The organism is Microvirga arvi, assembly GCF_016892765.1.
Classification (GTDB): Bacteria; Pseudomonadota; Alphaproteobacteria; order Rhizobiales; family Beijerinckiaceae; genus Microvirga; species Microvirga arvi.
In genome coordinates this window covers 120,997-140,278 of the sequence record NZ_JAFEMD010000006.1, presented here as the reverse complement: position 1 = coordinate 140,278, position 19,282 = coordinate 120,997, and the positions used below count along the sequence as shown (strand labels likewise).

The following is a 19,282-nucleotide window of genomic DNA, read 5'->3' as shown; positions in this document are numbered from 1 at the left end:
GATCGTGAAGGAGGCTGCTTGCCGCCTTGACAAGGGAGGGCGAGAGGACGAACTGTACCGACACAAGATTATATGACGATAACTGTATGGGGGCCGGATCTGGAGGTCGGCCATGGCAGTTCGTATCGGCAGTCCCACAGCGGATCGGCTGGTCGGCACCAATGCCGCAGATTCGATCTACGGATACGATGCCGGCGCTAGAACCCCGGCCACGATCGCGGCCAACATGATCGTGTCTGGTCTGGAAAATCCTCTCTATCTCACCTCGGCGCGGGGCAACGCCAAGCACCTTTTCATTCTCGAAAAGCGTGGGCTGGTGAAGGTCTATGACACCAGCACAGGCCAAACTCTCGGCAGCTCGTTTCTCGACGTGTCGTCCGATGTGACGACCGGTGGAGAACAAGGCCTTCTCGGCCTGGCCTTCGCTCCGGACTTTGCAACGAGCCGGAAGTTCTACGTCTACCTCAGTACACAAGATCAGGACGTACAGATCCGCGAATACAAGACCTCGGCGGCCAATCCCTTAGTTGCCGATCCTGGTACGATGCGGCTCATCACCGAGATCGACTACCCTTCCTCGACGACAAACCATCGTGGCGGATGGATCGGCTTCGGCCCTGACGGCTATCTCTACGTGGCGACCGGCGAAGGCGCGATCGCAGCCAATTCGCAGAGTTTGGGCAACCAGCTCGGCAAAATCCTCCGGATAGACGTGAACGCCGATGCTTTTCCCACCGATGCCAACAAAAATTATGCCCTACCGGCCGACAACCCGACGTCCATTGCCGGCATCGAAGGCAGCGCAGTGGGAACAGGGATCTATGCGGCCGGTCTGCGCAATCCATGGCGGGTGAGCTTCGATCGACTCACCGGCGAAATGTATATAGGGGATGTGGGTGATAACACCCATGAGGAGATCAACCTCGGCAGGCCCGGCGCCAATTATGGATGGAGCGTCACGGAGGGACCTTTTAACCCCGGAATATTCCCCAGCTACACCAATCCGATCTATTCCTATCGGCACGATCAAGGCCAGTCGGTCACGGGAGGGTATGTATACCGGGGCCCCGAGAAAGATTTTCAGGGGACCTACTTCTTCTCCGATTTCGTCAGCCACAAGATCTGGTCTCTGCAGCGGGCGTCAGGCTCCTGGACGTTCACCGATCTGACCGGACAGGTTTCCGTCGGCGGCGGTCCGATCGGCAACGTGCCATCCTGGGGCGAGGATTCATCCGGAAATCTCTACATCGTCGACTTCGGAGGCAAGATCTACCGCCTGGATCTCAGGTCCCGAACAGGCCCCGATCCTGATGCGGATGCCGCCGACTTCCTCGATGGCCGGGGCGGCAACGACAGGATCTATGGCGGTGGCGGCAATGACACGCTGGTTGGCGGCAGCGGCAGCGATATCCTCAGAGGCGGATTCGGGGCCGATCTCCTCTCGGGCGGCAGCGGCTTCGACTATGCCGACTATCGCGACGCCCCGGGACGTGTGGTCATCGACCTCATGAAGAGAACCCAGTCCGGCAGTGATGCCTCGGGCGATCGTCTCTCCAGCATCCAGGGCGTGATCGGCGGTGCGTTCAACGATGTTCTGAAGGGCTCGACGGGAGACAACACGCTGCGCGGAGGAGCGGGGAACGACAGCCTCTCCGGCAATGCCGGCGACGACAGACTCTACGGGGAAGCCGGCCGGGACACCATCATCGGGAGCGCCGGGAAGGATTGGCTCTCCGGCGGGGCGGGGGCCGACATCTTCCGCTGGCAATCCGTCGGCGCTGTTGGCGCTGCCCTCGATCGCGCCGACGTGGTGCGTGACTTCAGCCATAGGGACCATGACCGCTTGGATTTATCCCGGATCGATGCCACAAGCCTTCGCGGTGGCAATCAGGCCTTCTCCTTCATAGGCAAGGAGGCGTTCACGGCGGCAGGCCAGGTTCGGTACGAGATCGCGGGATCCGAGACGCGTGTTTTCCTGAACACCGATGCGGATCATGACGCGGAAGGCATCATTCGCATTTCCGGTCTGCACAGCTTGAACACTGCCGATTTCCTTCTGTAGAGCGGCGGCTTCAAACATTTTGCTTTCGAGGAGGCAGCACGGCCCCCCTGATCCGCCACCTTCGCCGCACAATCTCCTGGTAGCGTTGCCCGGTCCGATCTTCTCACCTGACCGCCGCCTGTTCCTGGGTCGAGGGGGGATCCCGGTTCGGGAGCCGTACCATGCCGATCGACACATATTACGCCAAAAGCGGCGATGTCCGGATCGCCTATCAGGTCATTGGCCAAGGACCTCTCGATCTGGTCTTCGTCCCGGGGTTCATCTCCAACCTCGATCATTACTGGGACGAGCCGAACATGGTTCACTTCCTGTCCCGGTTGAGCGCATTCAGCCGCCTGATCCTGTTCGACAAGCGGGGAACGGGCCTCTCGGACCGTCTTGGGAACCTGCCGTCCCTTGAGGAACGCATGGATGACGTGCGGGCAGTAATGGATGCGGTGGACAGCAAGAAGGCCGCTCTCTTTGGCATCTCCGAGGGAGGCGCGATGAGCATGCTCTTCGCCGCGACCTATCCGGAGAGAACCCAGGCGCTGATCCTTTATGGCACCTATGCCGATTTCCACACCTGGGTTCTGCCGCACGACCGGTTCGAGAAATTCCTGGAGAAGATCGACCAATCCTGGGGGCAGGGCGAGAGCCTGGCCGCCTTCGCGCCGACGAAGGTCGCGGACGAGCGCTTCAAGCAGTGGTGGGCGCGCTTCGAGCGACTGGGAGCCAGTCCTTCGTCCGTCATCGCGCTCATGCGCATGAACAGCCAGATCGACGTTCGCCATATTCTCCCGGCGATCCGCGTCCCGACGCTTGTGCTCCATCGCTCGGGAGACACGCGGGTCAACGTCGAGGGCGGGCGCTATCTTGCGGCCCAAATTCCTGAAGCAAAGTACGTCGAGTTCCCGGGTGTCGACCACGTGCTGTGGGCCAATGACGTGAATCCAGCGGCTGATGAGATCGAGGAGTTTCTCACCGGCACGCACAGCGAGAGCGAGCCCGATCGCGTGCTGGCCACCGTTCTGTTCACGGACATCGTGGACTCAACCGGAAGGGCCGAGCAGATGGGGGACCGGGGCTGGCGGGTTCTCCTGGATCAGCATGACAGGATCGTCCGAGGCGAGATCAGCCGCTTCCGGGGCCGGGAGATCAAGACGCTGGGCGACGGATTCCTGGCGACCTTCGACGGCCCCGCGCGCGCCGTTCGGTGTGCGGGCACCATCATTGAGGCATTGCGTGTCCTTGGCCTGGATGTCCGCTGCGGAGTCCATACGGGCGAGGTCGAGATGAAGGGCGAGGATATCGGTGGGATTGCGGTTCACACTGCGTCCCGCATTGCCGCCCTGGCGGGCGGCTGCGAAGTTCTGGTGTCCCGCACCGTGCGCGATCTCGTTGCCGGCTCAAACCTTCATCTGGAGGATCGGGGCGCCTTCTCCCTCAAGGGTCTGAGCGAGCCGATGGCCCTTTTCGCCGCTATCGGCAGCCAGAGGGCCTGAAGCCGCAGAGGCCTAGCGTTTGGCACGGCCCGCCATATCTTAAGCTCTCCAGTTCAGAGCAAGAGATCTCACGATATGGCTGAGTCCGACCGCGAAGCGAACCGCTTCTCCGCGCGCGCTGCCCGCTATGCCCGGGTCGGCGCCAATATGGGTGGGGTTGCAGCCCGCATGGCAGGATCGCGCCTGTTCGGGGGTGATGACCGCGATGCCTCGAACGCGGCGGTGCTGGCTCAGGCGCTCGGCGGCCTGAAAGGGCCGATTATGAAGGTGGCGCAGCTGCTCGCCACCATCCCCGACCTCATCCCGCCGGAATATGCAGCCGAACTCCAGAAGCTGCAGAGTGAGGCGCCGCCCATGGGCGCGGCCTTCGTGAAAAGGCGCATGCAGGCGGAGCTGGGGCCGCAATGGCAGAGCCGGTTCGGCTCCTTCGATCTCAGCCCCGCCGCAGCCGCATCCCTGGGGCAGGTCCACCGCGCGACCACGAAGGACGGCGAGGCGCTCGCCTGCAAGCTCCAGTACCCGGACATGCAATCCGCCGTGGAGGCGGATCTGAGCCAACTCGAATGGGTTTTCGCCGTTCACCGCCGCATGGATCCCGCCATCGACACCCGGGAGATCGCCAAGGAGATCGGCGAGCGTGTGCGCGAGGAGCTCGATTACGAGCGCGAGGCCAAGCATGCCGCCCTCTATGCCCGAACGCTTTCCGACGTGGGGGAGGTCCGGGTGCCGCGGGTCCACCCGGAGCTGTCCACCAAGCGGCTCCTCGCCCTCCAATGGCTGGAGGGCGAGAAGATCCTGACCTTCACCGAGGCTCCGGTCGAGATCCGCAACCGGCTGGCAGTCGCCATGTTCAAGGCCTGGTGGCATCCCTTCAGCCATGCGGCCGTCATCCACGGCGACCCGCATCTCGGCAACTACACGGTCTTCTCCGAGGACGGGGAGGCGAGGGGCATCAACCTCCTCGATTACGGCTGCGTCCGCATCTTCCATCCCCGCTTCGTCGGCGGCGTGGTCGATCTCTACCGCGGGCTGCAGACTGACGACCGCGCCCGCATTGTCCATGCCTATGAGACCTGGGGCTTCAAGGATCTCTCGAACGAGCTGATCGACATCCTCAACATCTGGGCCCGCTTCATCTATGCCCCGCTCCTCGACGACCGGATCCGCACCGTGGCGGATGGGGTGAAGCCCGGCGAATACGGCCGCCGCCAGGCCTTCGAGGTGCACAAGGCCCTGAAGGAAAAGGGTCCTGTCACCGTGCCCCGTGAGTTCGTCTTCATGGACCGGGCCGCCGTGGGCCTGGGAGCCGTCTTCCTGCACCTGAAGGCCGAGCTGAACTATCACCAGCTCTTCGAAAACGAGATCGAGCGCTTCTCCTTGGAGAACCTGGAGCATAAGCAGGCGGAGGTGCTGGCAGCTTCCGGTTTACCAAATCCTGTGTAATGAGGTTGCATCCCTGGCCGCGAGGCTTTAGGTCATAACGATAGGTAAGAGCATTTCCAGGCGAAGTGGTTTCCGGTTCGCCATCAGGAAATGACCAAAGAAGAAGACTCGAAGTCGCTTGCGGGCCTCAGGGATCGTAAGCGACTTGAGGGGGCAGCCGATGAAGATCGCTTTCGTTCACCAGAATTTCCCGGGCCAGTTCCTGCGCCTGTCCCGGTCCTTTGTCGCCGAGGGGCATGAGGTCGTGGGCCTCGGGATGGTCAAGCAATGCTCCATCCCGGGCGTGAAGTACTTCTCCTACGAAGCCGTTCCCGGACCTGAGGATGCGCCCTACCAGAACCGCTATTCCCCCGTCATTCCACGCCTGCGCCGTGCCTATGGCGTTGCCTATAAGGCGAGGGAGCTCGCCAAGCAGGGCTTCGAGCCGGATGTGGTCGTGGTCAACACGGGCTGGGGCGAAAACCTGTTCTTGAAGGACATCTGGCCGAAGGCCCGCCATGTGGCCTATTTCGAATATTACTACCACTCCAAGGGGCAGGACCTCGATTTCGATTCCGAGTTCCCGGTCACCAACGAGGAGGTGATCTGGCGGCTGCGCGCCAAGAACGCCATGCAGCTCGGGGCCCTGGATGCCGCCGACCTGGCCGTGGCGCCGACCCGCTACCAGCGCGACACCTTCCCAGCCTATCTGCAGGACCGGCTCGCCATCATCCACGACGGCATCGATACTCCAGGGCTTCTTCCGGACCCGAATGTCAGGATCAAGCTCGGCCAGGACGGGCCGCACCTCACCCGCGAGAAGCCAGTCGTCACCTATGTCACCCGCAACATCGAGCCGATGCGGGGCGCCCATATCGTCTTCAAGAGCCTGCCCTACCTGCTCGACATCGATCCCGAGCTCCGGGTGGTGATCATCGGCGGCAAGGGCACCAGCTATTCCGGCTCAGCGCCGAATGGGCAGTCCTGGTTCGACGTGTTCAAGTCCAAGATCGAGCGACCGGTGGACTGGTCGCGGGTCCATTTCGTCGGAAACCTGCCCTACGACCAGTTCGTGAAGGTCCTGCAGGTCTCTTCCGCCCACATCTATATGACCTATCCCTTTGTGCTGTCCTGGTCCTCCATCGAGTCCATGGCGCTGGAGTGCCGGATCGTGGCCTCCGATACGGAGCCGGTGCGCGAGATCATCGAGGATGGGGTCAACGGGCGCCTTTTCCCCTTCTTCGACGAGAAGGCCCTGGCCGAACGGGTGCGCGAAACCCTGACAGACAAGGAAAGGTCCGCGGCCATGGCGGCGGAGGCCCGCCGCATCGCTGTTGCGAAATACGATTACGAGACGGTGTGCCTGCCCCAGTGGCGCGAGTTCCTGGGGATCAAATAATCACGCGAAACATTCATAAAGTTTCCTTCGGGAGCCATTCGAAAGATTGCGGCTCCTCACCGCATGCGTTAAACGCAGCAATTAACACGTGACGCTCAAACAGGGCTCTGAATCATGGCCAATACAAAACATGCGCCGCATGGGGGCTATAGTCCGGATATGGACGGCCGCACTCATGAGGCGACCTACAGCGGATTCATCAAGTTCGCCGAAATCAGCACCGCCGTCGTGATCTGCCACGTTCTCGCGCTGGCTGTCGGCGGCATCAAGCATGCCTGGCTGACTGCAATTTTTGGTGTTGTCCTCTCACTTGCGGCCGGCGCAGTAGGAGCCATGGCTCCCTCGATCGGAGTGCGCGCTCCGGCCGCTGTCGGCGTTCTCCTCCTCCTGGCGCTCATCTTCTACTGAGCAGCGGGAGTCGACCGAAACAGAAAAAGCTTGATCTCAAGTCATTGACCAGATCGCAGGGGGGCTAAAATGCGGATTGCCGTTCTCTCCGAAACCGATGGAGCGGAGACCCGTGTTTCCGCCTCCCCTGAGACGGTCAAGAAATACAAAGCCCTCGGCGCGGATGTGGTTGTCCAGGCCGGGGCGGGCGCCAAGGCCGGCATCCCCGATGCCGAATTCGAGGCCGCAGGCGCCTCGATCGCGGCAGGCGCCGCCGATGCCCTCAAGGATGCCGACGTCGTCCTCCGGGTCCGCCGCCCGGCTGAAGGCGAATTGTCAGGCGCCAAGCCCGGCGCCCTCGTCATCGCCATCATGGATCCCTACGGCCAGGACGAAGCCCTCAAGGGCCTTGCCGATGCCAAGGTCGCTGCCTTCGCCATGGAGCTGATGCCCCGCATCACCCGCGCCCAGGTGATGGACGTGCTCTCCTCCCAGGCCAATCTCGCCGGCTATCGTGCCGTGATCGACGCCACCGCCGAATATGGTCGCGCCCTTCCGATGATGATGACCGCAGCCGGCACCGTGCCGGCCGCCCGCATCTTCGTCATGGGCGCGGGCGTTGCCGGCCTCCAGGCCATCGCCACGGCCCGCCGCCTCGGCGCGGTGGTTACCGCCACCGATGTGCGCCCCGCCGCCAAGGAGCAGGTGGAGAGCCTAGGGGGCAAGTTCATCGCGGTGGAGGACGAGGAGTTCAAGCAGGCCGAGACCTCCGGCGGCTACGCCAAGGAGATGTCGGCCGAATACCGGGCCAAGCAGGCCGAACTCGTCGCCACCCACATCGCCAAGCAGGACATCGTCATCACCACGGCCCTGATCCCCGGCCGCCCGGCGCCCAAGCTCATCACCCGTGCCATGGTCGAATCCATGAAGCCCGGCTCGGTCATCGTCGATCTGGCGGTGGAGCGCGGCGGCAACGTCGAGGTAGCGGTGCCGGGACAGGTGGTGGAACACAACGGCGTGAAGATCGTGGGCCACCTCAACATGCCCGGACGCCTCGCCGCCACGGCCTCCAGCCTCTACGCGAAGAACCTCTACGCCTTCGTCGAGACGCTGGTGAACAAGGAAACCAAGGAACTGGCCGTGAAATGGGACGACGAGCTGGTCAAGGCCACCTGCCTGACCCGCGACGGCGCCATCGTCCACACCGCCTTCCAGCCGACCGCTTAATCCGTCCAGGGGAGGACACCATGGCAACGCTTACGCCCGAACAGGCTGTCGAGCAGGCCCGAGCGGCGGCCGATGCCGCCCGCCGTGCCGCCGATGCGGCCCAGATGATCGCCGACCAGGTGGCGGATGCGGCCGGGAACGCCGCCGCCGCCGTCACCCACGGGGCGGTCGACCCGACGGTGTTTCGGCTGGCCATCTTCGTCCTGGCGATCTTCGTCGGCTACTACGTGGTCTGGCAGGTGACCCCGGCCCTGCACACGCCGCTCATGTCGGTGACCAACGCCATCTCGTCCGTGATCGTGGTCGGCGCCGTCCTGGCGGTGGGCGTCAATGTGGCGCCGGCGCTTGGCGAAGGCCCGATCTGGGCGCGGGCGCTCGGCTTCATCGGCCTCATCCTGGCGTCCATCAACATCTTCGGCGGCTTCCTGGTGACCCAGCGCATGCTCGCCATGTACCGCAAGAAGGGGTGAGGCGATGTCGGCCAATCTAGCCTCGATCCTCTACCTCGTCTCGGGCGTCCTGTTCATCCTGGCCCTGCGGGGCCTGTCGCATCCCACCACCTCCCGGCAGGGCAACCTCTACGGCATGGTGGGCATGGGGATTGCCATCCTCACCACCCTGTTCGTCTCGCCGCCGAGCGGCTTCGGCGGCTGGGCCCTGGTGATCCTGGGCCTTGCCATCGGCGGCGGCATCGGCGCGGTGGTGGCCCGGCGGGTTCCCATGACGGCCATGCCCCAGCTGGTCGCAGCCTTCCACTCCCTTGTGGGTCTCGCGGCGGTGCTGGTGGCGGCAGGCGCGCTCTACGCGCCGCAGGCCTTCGGCATCGGCGCGAAGGGCACCATCCATGGCGGCTCGCTGTTCGAAATGGCCCTGGGCGTGGCCATCGGCGCCATCACCTTCACCGGCTCCGTCATTGCGTTCTTGAAGCTTGACGGGCGCATGTCCGGCAAGCCGATCATGCTGCCGAGCCGGCATCTCATCAACCTCGGCCTCGGGCTGCTGCTGCTGGTGCTGCTCGTGGCCTTCATCCGCACAGAGAGCCATGCGGCCTTCTGGATGATCGTGCTGGTCTCATTCGTGCTGGGCGTCACGCTCATCATTCCCATCGGCGGCGCGGACATGCCGGTCGTGGTGTCGATGCTCAACTCCTATTCGGGCTGGGCGGCGGCGGGCATCGGCTTCACGCTGGGCAACCTCGCGCTCATCATCACCGGTGCGCTGGTGGGCTCCTCGGGCGCGATCCTGTCGTACATCATGTGCAAGGGCATGAACCGCTCCTTCATCTCCGTGATCCTGGGCGGATTCGGCGGCGAGACGGCTGGGGCTGCGGCAGGCGCCGTCGAGACCCGGCCCGTCAAGCAGGGCTCGGCGGATGACGCGGCCTTCATCATGAAGAACGCCTCCAAGGTCATCATCGTGCCGGGCTACGGCATGGCGGTGGCTCAGGCCCAGCATGCCCTGCGCGAGATGGCGGACGAACTGAAGGCCGAGGGCGTCGAGGTGAAGTACGCCATTCACCCGGTGGCGGGCCGCATGCCCGGCCACATGAACGTGCTGCTCGCGGAAGCCAACGTGCCCTACGACGAGGTGTTCGAACTCGAGGACATCAACGGCGAGTTTGCTCAAGCGGATGTCGCCTTCGTCATCGGCGCCAACGACGTGACCAACCCGGCCGCCAAGACCGATCCGGCCTCGCCGATCTTCGGCATGCCGATCCTCGACGTGGAGCGGGCGAAGACCGTGCTGTTCATCAAGCGCGGCATGGGCTCGGGCTATGCGGGCGTGGAGAACGAGCTGTTCTTCCGCGACAACACCATGATGCTCTTCGGCGATGCCAAGAAGGTGGTCGACGAGATCCTCAAGAACCTCTGATCGAACGATCCATAGATGGTCTGATGCCCGGCCTCGTGCCGGGCATTTTGCTGAGAATCCTTTGCTCCTTCGTCATGCCCGCACTTGTTGCGGGTATCCACGTCTTGGAACCGGTTAAAACGTGGATGGCCGGGACAAGCCCGGCCATGACGTCCAGGGGAAGCGATGACGGCAGGCAGGAAATCTGCTTTAAGGCGAGCGCCTGACGCGCACGACCCGGATCCCTCGCATGCCCTCCATCACCCTTCGCACCGCTTTTCCTGCCGACCGGGGTACTGTCGTCGAACTCATCCATCAGCTCAACGTCTTCGAGGCCGATCTGGTGGGCGACCGGCGCCGGGATTACGGCGCGGCCGCGGAGTATTACGACGAGCTGATGCAGCGCCTGTCCCGGCGCAACGGCCGCATCGTCCTGGCGGAAGCGCAAGGGCTGGTCGTCGCCGCGATGGGTTTTTCGCTCGATCAGGATGCCGCCTATGTGACGGACGATGTCCGCAACCACGGCACGGTGACGGACCTGATCGTTCACAACGACTGGCGCGGGCGCGGCATCGGCCAGATGCTGCTGACCAAGGCCGAGCGCCTGACGAAGGAGGCGGGGCTCAGGCGCCTCGTCATCGGCGCCCTCGTGGCCAACGAGCGGGCCGAGCGAACCTACCGCGCCTTCGGCTTCGAGCCCTACGTGTCGATTCTATCGAAGGAGTTGTGAGGTGTCGGGTAAGCCTCCTTCCATGTCATCAGCATCGTCAGCCGCGGCCAGCGAGCGGACCAATCCTTGCTGGCCAACCGCTCGCGATAGACATCCATCTTGTTCTTGAAAGACGGCGTCGGCCTCACGATCAGGCTCAAGAGATCAGTGCTTCCATGGGGCAGCATCACCTCGATCTTGCCATTGCGGGATCGGGCGGCCACGGCCGTCGCGGTCTCCGCCCAATGAGCGATTGCATCGAAGGTGTCATGATACGGCGCGTCGCCGTTGCGCAGGTGCATGCGCGCCTGGTTCTTCACCGACCAGGGAACGTTCGGGGCAAGAGTGCGGAGCCGACGCTCGATGTCAGCTTCGTGCTCCTTTCTTAGATCATCGGGTTCGAAGAACAGCACATCGACATCGTTGAGACGCGATGCGTCGATCTCGCGTCCGTGCAGGACATCCCAGACGCTGTTGCGGATGAAGCCCGCGCCGATCCAGGCATCGGGCAGCTCGAGGATCTCCACATGGACAAGAAGCGCATGCAGGTCCGCATGCGCTTCGAGAAGCCGTTCGATATCGGAAATCGTCTTCAGGGGAGGGGCGGAAGTCATGCCGCCGCGCTCCGGAGGTTTTTAAGAGCGGAACAGGCCCGTGACGCCGCCCTGCAGCTTGGAGCTGCCCTGGCGGGCGACGCTGTTGGTGTTGTCGATGGCCAGAGCACGCTGATAGCTCTCGATGGCCTGGCTCTTGTCGCCCTTGCGCTCAAGAGCCACGCCGCGCCACGCCCAGGAATTGGCGTCCTTGGGATCGACGTTCAGCGCCGCGTTGAAGTCCTCGATGGCCTTGTCGAACTGGTTCGTCGCCACGAAGCTCTGGCCGCGGGCTGCATAGGGGGCGCCGACGAAGGGGTTGCGGTCGATGGTGGCGTCGAAATCGAGGATGGCCTGCTGGTGCATGCCCTGGCGCTGATAGAGCAGGCCGCGGGAATGCAGCGCCTCGGCCGATTCGGGCAGGAGGCGGGTGGCCATGTTCAGGTCGCTGAGAGCTTCCTGGAATTGGTTCTGGGCGCGGTAGAGATTGGCGCGGCCGATATAGGCCGGGCCGTAGTTCGGATCGGCCTGAATCGCGCGGGTGAAGTCGGCGAGCGCCTGATCGTTGCGGTTCGTCTGCCGCAGCGCCAGCGCCCGGTTGGCATAGGCCGGCGCATAGTTCGGATCGAGCTGCACGGCCTTGGCGAAATCCGTCATCGCGCTGCTGTAGTTCCCCACGCGGGCATAGGCCGCGCCGCGGGTGTTGTAGGCGCTGGGATCATTCGGGTTGCGCTGGATCACGTCCGAGAGGGACGAGATGTTGACCGTGCTCGTGCCCTGCGTGTCCTCTTCCACCACGGCGATGCGCTGGGCGGGGCCGCTGCTCATGGTGCCGCAGGCGGACAGGCCGAGGGCGACAAGGGTGAGGCTCAAGGGGGCAAATCGGCGAATCGATGGGGCGAACACCTTCGTCTCCAGCTTCTTACTCAGTACCAAGAGGCGGCACTCTGGCGGGGAAATCTTAACAGCCGTGAAACAAGGCATCAAAAAGGCGTGCTGCCGGAGAATTGGCTGAATGGTGCATTGGGTCGCGGCAGGGGATGGCTCAGACATGCAAACAGCGCCCCGCTTCACGCGTCGGGCGCTGGTTCACAACCGATAGGTCAGGCCCTGAAAGAGCCTGTTCAGAACAGCTTAGCGGCCTGTCGTGGGGCGCGGCTTCGAGGGCAGCAGGCCTTCGCGCTGCATGCGCTTGCGGATCAGCTTACGGGCGCGGCGAACGGCCTCAGCCTTCTCGCGGGCCTTCTTCTCGGACGGCTTCTCGTAATGGCCGCGAAGCTTCATCTCGCGGAAGATACCTTCACGCTGCATCTTCTTCTTGAGAGCGCGGAGCGCCTGATCGACGTTGTTATCCCGGACAAGAACCTGCACGCGAATTCCTCGTATTTGAACCGTTTCGATTGTGATAAAAAACAAAGGAGGCGCGTCAGGCGCACCTCTATCTGGCCGGCGTCGATATCAGAAGAAGCCTTGCCTGTCCAGGCTTGCTTCCCAAGAAAAGCGCCGGGCCAGAGAGATAACGGCCTCGGTTCAGGAAGGTTCAGGCCTGCTCCGGAAAAACCCGCGTCACGTGCCCCATCTTGCGGCCCGCACGGGCCTCGGACTTGCCGTAGAGGTGGAGATGCGTGCCCGGCTCGCCCAGGATCTCCTCCCAGGCATCCGCATCGTGGCCGATCAGGTTCTTCATCTCGACCCGGCCGAGGCGAGCCGTCTCGCCCAGAGGCCAGCCGCACACGGCTCGCACATGCTGCTCGAACTGCGAGGTCACGGCGCCGCCCAAGGTCCAATGACCCGAATTGTGCACCCGGGGAGCGATCTCGTTCACCACGAGGCGTTCGCGGCCGCCTTCGGTGACGAGAAACATCTCGACGGCCAGGACACCCACGTAGTCCAGGGCCTCGGCGATGGAGCGGGCGATGCGCACCGCGTGCTCCTCGGTCTCCCGCGAGACGCCGGCCGGAACCCGCGTGGTGTCCAGGATATGGTGGCGGTGCTCATTGGCGCACAGATCATAGGCCGCGAAGGCGCCAGAGGCGGTGCGGGCCGCGACCACGGAGACCTCCCGCTCGAAGGGCACGAAGCCCTCGATGATGGAGGAGGCGCGCCCGATCTCCGCCCAGGCGGCGGCGGGATCGGCATCGGACCCGATCATCACCTGCCCCTTGCCGTCATAGCCGAAGCGCCGAGTCTTGAGCACGGCGGGCCGGCCGATGCGCTCCAGCGCCTGGACGAGCTCGGCCTCGTCCGTAAAGGCGGCAAAGGGGGCAACATCGATGCCGAGGCCTGCGATGAAGCTCTTCTCCAGGAACCGGTCCTGCGACACGGCCAATGCCTGCGCATTCGGGGCGAGCAGGGTATGAGCGCTCAACGTGGCGGCAGTCTCGCTCGGCACGTTCTCGAATTCGTAGGTGACCACATCCACGGCCTTGGCGAAGCGCACCAGATTCGCTTCGTCCTCATAGGCGGCGGTGGTGACCTCAGCCGCCACCTCGAAGGCCGGGCTGTTCTCTTCCGGCGCATAGATGTGGGTCCTCAGACCCAGCTGCGCCGCCGCCATGGCGATCATGCGGCCGAGTTGTCCGCCACCGAGGATACCGAGGGTGCAGCCGGGGCGGATCATCGAATTGTCAGCTCTCATCGGAAGGGCGCTCGGCCACGCTCTCGCTCTGGCGCGTCCGCCAATCGTCGAGGCGCTGGGCGAGGGCTGAATCGTGCAGGGCGAGCACGGCGGCTGCAAGCAGGGCGGCATTCACCGCGCCGGCCCGGCCGATGGCCAGCGTCCCGACCGGAACGCCGGCGGGCATCTGCACGATAGAGAGCAGGCTGTCCTGGCCTGAGAGCGCCTTGGATTCCACCGGCACGCCGAAGACCGGCAGGGGCGTCATGGCGGCGGTCATGCCGGGAAGGTGCGCCGCCCCTCCAGCACCCGCGATGATGACCTGGAAGCCGTCCGCTTTGGCGTCCCTGGCGAAGGAGTAGAGCCGGTCCGGGGTACGGTGGGCGGAGACGATGCGGGCATCATAGGCAATGCCCAGAGCCTCAAGCGTCTCGGCGGCGTGACGCATGGTGGCCCAGTCGGACTGGCTGCCCATGATGATGGCAATGGGGGGTCCCGCCATGGCGTGGCTCCGGCTTCAGGGCCTTTGATGTCCTGCGGGAATAGCGAAGGCTCCCCTCACAGGCAAGGGGTACGGGCGCTAAGGCGAAATTCTCAGGCGATGATGTCCGGGGTCAGCTGGTCTTCCAGCCGGATGATCTGGTCCTTCAGGGCGAGCTTGCGTTTTTTCAGGCGCTGGACCTGCAGCTGGTCGCCCGCGACCATGCTCTCGAGGGCATCGATCGCCATGTCGAGATCGCGGTGTTCCTGCTTGAGGCGGGCCAATTCCGCTTCCAGTTCAGCCAATTCGGTCATTAAAAAAATCCAGAGCATCGGACCCATAAGTGGTCTCCACTTGAGGGACTGATCCGATGCTCAATCCCTCAAGCGGCGCATCGTTCGCTGCGGAAAGCAGGGTCCACATTTCCGCACGATGCGCTAGATGCCAAGCCGCCTATGGGTGCCGGGCCACGAGGGGGCAAAGTATGCTCTCGAGGCCTGTGGAGAGCAAGATCATTACAGCATCTTCTCCTCTCGATTCTTTGAATTTCGCCTTCGACTCGCCACACTCTGTCTGCCACAATGTTCCGGTCAGTAGATCACAATAGGAGGAACTGACATGCCGCTGCAGAATCACCTGACGGAACTGGAACGGAAGCATCGGGCTCTCGAGCGTGAAATCCAGGATACTCTCAACAGACCCTCCGCAGATGACATGAGGCTGGCAGAACTCAAACGAAGGAAGCTTCAGCTCAAGGACGAGATCACACGGCTGAGAAGCTCCGAATCGGCGGTGCATTAGCCGCCCGGTTCCGCACCAATCCCACCCCCAGGAAGCCGTCGCTTCATACCGAAGCGGCGGCTTTTGCTTTGAGCCCTTCAGAAAAGCGCGTTGGCTCCGTCATAGACAAGCTTGGCGCCCACGAAGACCAGCAGGACGTAGACCGCCGTATAGAAGAGCTGGCCGGAGACGCGCCGCACCAGCAGCACCCCGGCCCAAGTGGAGGCGATCGCCACGGGAAACAGGGCCCCGGCGGTCGCCATGTTCTCGACCGTCATCTGGCCCAGCGCCAGATAGGGCGGCACCTTGATCCAGTTGATGAGCGCGAACACGACGGCGCCCGTGCCGACGAAGACGTCGCGCGGCAGGCGCTGCGGCATCACATAGATCTGGAAGGGCGGCCCGCCCGCGTGGGCGATCATGCTGGTGAAGCCCGTCACCCAGCCCCAGAACATACCCCGCGGCACGTCGGCGGGGGTCGCTTTCGGCTCCCGTCCGCCCCGCTCCAGCACCAGGCGGCGAGCGGCGAAGGCGATGGAGATGAGGCCGACCGCGAGCTTGATCGCCGCGTCCGAGACCTGGGCTGCCAGGAGATAGCCCGTGAGAATGCCCGAGGTGGCGCCCACGACCAGGATGACGACATTGCGCCGGTCCCAGGTGTACCGGTAGGCCCAAACCGACACCACGTCCTGTACGATCAGCGTCGGCAGCATGATCGCGGCCGCCTGCACGGGCGAGACCACTAGCGCCATGAGGGGTAGGGAGAGCATCCCGAGGCCTGAGAAGCCGCCCTTGGCGAGACCTAAGAGCGTCACGGCCGGGATGGCAGCGGCATAGAACAGTGGATCTGTAATCACGCAGGAACTCGCCCAAAGTCGGATCGCCGAAAGTCTCCGCTGACCACGACGTTAACGCCTGCTACCACAGCAGCCGCTTCAAGTCTCATGCAGTGAACGCAACGGGGAAACGCCATGTCATCGACCCAAAGCCGCTATCATGAGGTCTATGCCCGCTGGAAAGCCGATCCGGAAGGCTTCTGGGCGGAGGCCGCACGCGAAATCGACTGGATCAAGCCTGCCGACAGGATCTTCGATGCCACGGCCGGCGCGTATGGCCGTTGGTTCGCCGGAGCGGTCTGCAACACCTGCTACAACGCCGTCGACCGGCATGCGGCCACCCGCGGCGATCAGGCCGCGATCATCTACGACAGCCCCGTCACGAACTCCAAGCGCAGCATCTCCTATGCCGAGCTGAAGGACGAGGTGGCGACACTCGCCGCCGTGCTGCAGGACATGGGCGTCCGACAAGGCGACCGGGTCATCATCTACATGCCTATGATCCCGGAGGCGGCGTTCGCCATGCTGGCTTGCGCCCGCATCGGCGCCATCCACTCGGTGGTGTTCGGCGGCTTCGCCGCAAAGGAGCTCGCCACCCGCATCGACGATGCCAAGCCGAAGGCGATCCTCTCCGCCTCCTGCGGCATCGAGGGCGCCCGCACCATTCCCTACAAGCCGCTCATGGACGAAGCGATCACGCTCTCGATTTCGAAGCCTGATGCGTGCCTCGTCTATCAGCGGCCCCAATGCGCGGCGTCTTTCGTCGAGGGCCGGGACCAGGATTGGCAGGAGGCGGTCGCAAAGGCCCGGCAGGCCGGCAAACAGGCCGAATGCGTGCCGGTGGCGGCGACCGATCCGCTTTACGTGCTCTACACCTCGGGCACGACCGGCAAGCCCAAGGGCGTCGTGCGCGACAACGGCGGCCACATGGTCGCGCTGAAATGGTCGATGGGGAATTTCTTCGGCGTCGCGCCGGGCGAGGTGTTCTGGGCCGCTTCCGACGTGGGCTGGGTGGTCGGCCATTCCTACATCGTCTACGGCCCGCTGCTGCACGGCTGCACGGCGATCCTCTATGAAGGCAAGCCGGTGGGCACACCCGATGCCGGCGCCTATTGGCGGGTCATTGCGGAGCACGGGGTCGTGACGCTGTTCACGGCGCCGACTGCCTTCCGGGCAATCAGGAAGGAGGATCCCGGTGCGGATCTCCTGACAAAGTACGATCTCTCAGCCTTCCGCGCCCTGTTCCTCGCCGGGGAGCGGGCGGATCCCGATACGGTCAAATGGGCCGAGGACATCCTCAAGGTTCCGGTCATCGACCATTGGTGGCAGACGGAGACGGGCTGGCCGGTCGTCGGCAATCCGCTGGGCTTAGGTAGGCTTCCGGTCAAGCATGGCTCGCCTACCGTGCAGCTCCCGGGCTATACGGTGGAGGTCTTGGACGAAGCTGGGAAGCCGGTTACCCCCGGCACCATGGGTGCCATCGTCATCAAGCTGCCGCTCCCCCCAGGGGCGCTCCCAACCCTGTGGCATGCCGAGGAGCGGTTCAGGCAAGCTTATCTCTCCGTCTATCCCGGCTACTACAACACCTCGGATGCGGGCTATACCGACGAGGACGGCTATGTCTGGGTCATGGGCCGCACGGACGACATCATCAACGTCGCGGGCCATCGCCTTTCGACGGGCGGCATGGAGGAGGTCCTGGCCTCCCATCCGGCGGTTGCTGAATGCGCCGTCATCGGCGTGAAGGACGCTCTCAAGGGCGAGATCCCCTGCGGCTTCGTGGTCCTGAAATCCGGTGTTCAGAAGATGCCGGAGGAAGTGGAGAAGGAACTCGTCGGCCTCGTGCGCGAGAAGATCGGCCCCGTTGCCGCCTTCAAGCTCGCCATCACCGTGCCGCGGCTGCCGAAGACACGCTCGGGCAAGATCCTGCGCGGAACCATGAAGAAGATCGCCGACGGTGACCCGTGGACCACCCCCGCCACTATCGACGATCCGATCATTCTCGAGGAGATCGGGGAGGTGCTGAAGGCGAGGGGGCTTGTCGGGGCACCCGATCGGGCCTGAGCCGCGGCATTGATGTGAGACGCCGATTTATCTCATCGTCCGATTTCGCTGGCAGGGATGCCCTGGAGACCCCAATTCACCGGCGCAACCTCGATCAGGACCGTCTGGATGTCGCTTGCAGGCACTCCGAATGCGCTGAGCTCTTCCACGAGGGCTGCATAGAGGCGTCGCTTGATGTCCAGTGAGCGGCCAGGGAAGAGGGTGATTTCCACCATTAGATACGACGGCCCCTTGCCCGGCGGAGCGATCATGGCGCTGTCATCGTATTCCACCAGCCGGATGCATCCATGATCGGGAATCTCGAGGCCGGTTTGCAAAGCGCGTTGCACCGCTTCGACCACCTCACGTCGGCGAGGCCCAATCCAACCGCGGCGTGTGTCAATTCGAGTTGCTGGCATAGGGTCGAAACCTAAAAACAGAGCTGTTCCACTCGTGAACATCCGACACGGCAAGAGCATTGGACCCAAAAGTGGCATCCACTTTTTGAAGCATCATGCTCTGGACGGCCACACAAATGAAAAAGGCCCGGAGGAGACCCGGGCCTTTTGCGGAAAGCTTATTCCTCGTCGTCGTCGCGCTTGAGCTGCTTGAGCTTGGCGAAGACCGAGTTGACGTCGATGGCATCCTCCTGAACCGGCTTCGGGCGGCTCATGTCGGCGAATGGGTCGGCGGGCCGCTCCGGTGCCGTGGAGACTTCCGCCGGCATCAGGGTGCCGCCATGCTCCTGGGGCTCGACCTGAGGGCGGTCCTTGGCAGCGCGCTGCACCTCGAAGTCCAGGTCGATCTGCGAGCACAGGCCCAGCGTGACCGGATCCATGGGCGAGAGGCTGGCCGAGTTCCAGTGGGTGCGGTCGCGAACCTGCTGGATCGTGGTCTTGGTGGTGCCCACGAGGCGCATGATCTGCGCATCCTTGAGTTCCGGATGGTTGCGCACGAGCCAGAGGATCGCGTTCGGGCGGTCGTGGCGGCGGGAGACGGGGGTATAGCGCGGCCCCTTCTTGACCCGCTTCTGCTCCGGCAGCTTCACACGCGACTCGGCGAGCCGAAGGCGATGATTCGGGTCGGCTTGCGCCTTCTCGATCTCTTCACGGGTCAGCTGGCCCATGGTGATCGGGTCCGAGCCCTTGATGCCCGCGGCCACCTCACCGTCGGCAATGCCCTTCACCTCGAGAGGGTGAAGCTTGCAGAAATCGGCGATCTGATCGAACGACAGCGATGTATTCTCGACGAGCCAAACGGCTGTCGCCTTAGGCATCAGCGGTCCCTGGGACATGTAAGCGAACCTCCTTCAGGCCGGGCGCCGGATGTTCGGCGCCGCACGGCAAAACTCTCTTGCGCTCCGAACCGGTGCGGACCGGAGCATCTCGTCT

At 63.8% G+C, this 19,282-nt stretch carries 20 protein-coding genes; 11 read left to right on the top strand and 9 right to left on the bottom strand.

The window, feature by feature from the left end; genetic code table 11:
* Positions 1-112 precede the first annotated feature (112 nt).
* From ILT44_RS05835 to ILT44_RS05795, 9 genes are all read left to right on the top strand, one after another.
* Positions 113-2,062 carry a PQQ-dependent sugar dehydrogenase gene (locus tag ILT44_RS05835; protein WP_204238628.1) on the top strand — a complete coding sequence of 650 codons (1,950 nt, stop codon included), beginning with the start codon at positions 113-115 and terminating at the stop codon, positions 2,060-2,062.
* Between the two features lie 161 nt (positions 2,063-2,223).
* Entirely contained in the window at positions 2,224-3,546 is a 1,323-nt protein-coding gene (locus tag ILT44_RS05830) for an adenylate/guanylate cyclase domain-containing protein (protein WP_204238627.1), read from the top strand.
* A gap of 75 nt (positions 3,547-3,621) precedes the next feature.
* Entirely contained in the window at positions 3,622-4,989 is a 1,368-nt protein-coding gene (locus ILT44_RS05825; protein ID WP_204238626.1) for an ABC1 kinase family protein, read from the top strand.
* A gap of 160 nt (positions 4,990-5,149) precedes the next feature.
* Positions 5,150-6,367, top strand: coding sequence for a glycosyltransferase (locus tag ILT44_RS05820; RefSeq protein WP_204238625.1), 1,218 nt, complete (start codon positions 5,150-5,152; stop codon positions 6,365-6,367).
* A 114-nt stretch (positions 6,368-6,481) separates the two neighbouring features.
* A complete protein-coding gene (locus tag ILT44_RS05815) occupies positions 6,482-6,775 on the top strand; it encodes an aa3-type cytochrome c oxidase subunit IV (protein ID WP_204238624.1) in 294 nt (97 codons plus the stop codon).
* Positions 6,776-6,844: 69 nt separating this feature from the next.
* A complete protein-coding gene (locus ILT44_RS05810) occupies positions 6,845-7,981 on the top strand; it encodes a Re/Si-specific NAD(P)(+) transhydrogenase subunit alpha (RefSeq protein ID WP_204238623.1) in 1,137 nt (378 codons plus the stop codon).
* A gap of 20 nt (positions 7,982-8,001) precedes the next feature.
* Positions 8,002-8,451: a proton-translocating transhydrogenase family protein gene (locus tag ILT44_RS05805; RefSeq protein WP_239467929.1), complete on the top strand. Its 450-nt coding sequence runs from the start codon at positions 8,002-8,004 to the stop codon at positions 8,449-8,451.
* Between the two features lie 4 nt (positions 8,452-8,455).
* The gene (locus ILT44_RS05800) at positions 8,456-9,853 is read left to right on the top strand and encodes an NAD(P)(+) transhydrogenase (Re/Si-specific) subunit beta (RefSeq protein WP_204238622.1); all 1,398 of its coding nucleotides are present in this window, start codon (positions 8,456-8,458) and stop codon (positions 9,851-9,853) included.
* A gap of 229 nt (positions 9,854-10,082) precedes the next feature.
* Positions 10,083-10,562, top strand: a complete 480-nt coding sequence (locus tag ILT44_RS05795) for a GNAT family N-acetyltransferase (RefSeq protein WP_204238621.1) — start codon at positions 10,083-10,085, stop codon at positions 10,560-10,562.
* Here ILT44_RS05795 and ILT44_RS05790 read toward each other — a convergent pair.
* The 6 genes from ILT44_RS05790 to ILT44_RS05765 all read right to left on the bottom strand — a co-directional run bounded on the left by ILT44_RS05790 (position 10,532) and on the right by ILT44_RS05765 (position 14,564).
* Positions 10,532-11,155, bottom strand: a complete 624-nt coding sequence (locus ILT44_RS05790) for a nucleotidyltransferase family protein (RefSeq protein WP_204238620.1) — start codon at positions 11,153-11,155, stop codon at positions 10,532-10,534. The two genes, ILT44_RS05795 and ILT44_RS05790, sit on opposite strands and share 31 nt — an antisense overlap.
* A gap of 21 nt (positions 11,156-11,176) precedes the next feature.
* Positions 11,177-12,040, bottom strand: coding sequence for a tetratricopeptide repeat protein (locus tag ILT44_RS05785; RefSeq protein ID WP_204238619.1), 864 nt, complete (start codon positions 12,038-12,040; stop codon positions 11,177-11,179).
* Between the two features lie 228 nt (positions 12,041-12,268).
* The gene (gene rpsU / locus ILT44_RS31405; RefSeq protein ID WP_204238618.1) at positions 12,269-12,505 is read right to left on the bottom strand and encodes a 30S ribosomal protein S21; all 237 of its coding nucleotides are present in this window, start codon (positions 12,503-12,505) and stop codon (positions 12,269-12,271) included.
* Positions 12,506-12,674: 169 nt separating this feature from the next.
* Positions 12,675-13,772, bottom strand: a complete 1,098-nt coding sequence (locus tag ILT44_RS05775; RefSeq protein WP_204238617.1) for a 5-(carboxyamino)imidazole ribonucleotide synthase — start codon at positions 13,770-13,772, stop codon at positions 12,675-12,677.
* Complete coding sequence (gene purE, locus ILT44_RS05770) at positions 13,762-14,253, bottom strand: 5-(carboxyamino)imidazole ribonucleotide mutase (protein WP_204238616.1); 492 nt, start codon at positions 14,251-14,253, stop codon at positions 13,762-13,764. Before purE ends, ILT44_RS05775 begins: the two co-directional genes overlap by 11 nt.
* 92 nt (positions 14,254-14,345) lie before the next feature.
* Complete coding sequence (locus tag ILT44_RS05765; protein WP_204238655.1) at positions 14,346-14,564, bottom strand: YdcH family protein; 219 nt, start codon at positions 14,562-14,564, stop codon at positions 14,346-14,348.
* 286 nt (positions 14,565-14,850) lie between these two features.
* Here ILT44_RS05765 and ILT44_RS05760 point away from each other — a divergent pair, with 286 nt between their 5' ends.
* Positions 14,851-15,033 (top strand): YdcH family protein, encoded by a 183-nt coding sequence (locus ILT44_RS05760; RefSeq protein ID WP_204238615.1) that lies wholly within the window; start codon positions 14,851-14,853, stop codon positions 15,031-15,033.
* 77 nt (positions 15,034-15,110) lie between these two features.
* Here ILT44_RS05760 and ILT44_RS05755 read toward each other — a convergent pair whose 3' ends face one another.
* Positions 15,111-15,869, bottom strand: a complete 759-nt coding sequence (locus tag ILT44_RS05755; RefSeq protein ID WP_204238614.1) for a sulfite exporter TauE/SafE family protein — start codon at positions 15,867-15,869, stop codon at positions 15,111-15,113.
* A gap of 114 nt (positions 15,870-15,983) precedes the next feature.
* Between ILT44_RS05755 and ILT44_RS05750 the strand changes: the two genes are divergently transcribed.
* Entirely contained in the window at positions 15,984-17,912 is a 1,929-nt protein-coding gene (locus tag ILT44_RS05750; RefSeq protein ID WP_204238613.1) for a propionyl-CoA synthetase, read from the top strand.
* Positions 17,913-17,944: 32 nt separating this feature from the next.
* On the opposite strand, the gene ILT44_RS05745 is transcribed toward ILT44_RS05750, so the two are convergent.
* Both ILT44_RS05745 and ILT44_RS05740 read right to left on the bottom strand, forming a co-directional pair.
* Positions 17,945-18,253, bottom strand: coding sequence for a tautomerase family protein (locus ILT44_RS05745; RefSeq protein ID WP_204238612.1), 309 nt, complete (start codon positions 18,251-18,253; stop codon positions 17,945-17,947).
* 215 nt (positions 18,254-18,468) lie between these two features.
* Positions 18,469-19,185, bottom strand: a complete 717-nt coding sequence (locus ILT44_RS05740; RefSeq protein ID WP_204238611.1) for a DUF1013 domain-containing protein — start codon at positions 19,183-19,185, stop codon at positions 18,469-18,471.
* Between the last annotated feature and the right edge of the window lie 97 nt (positions 19,186-19,282).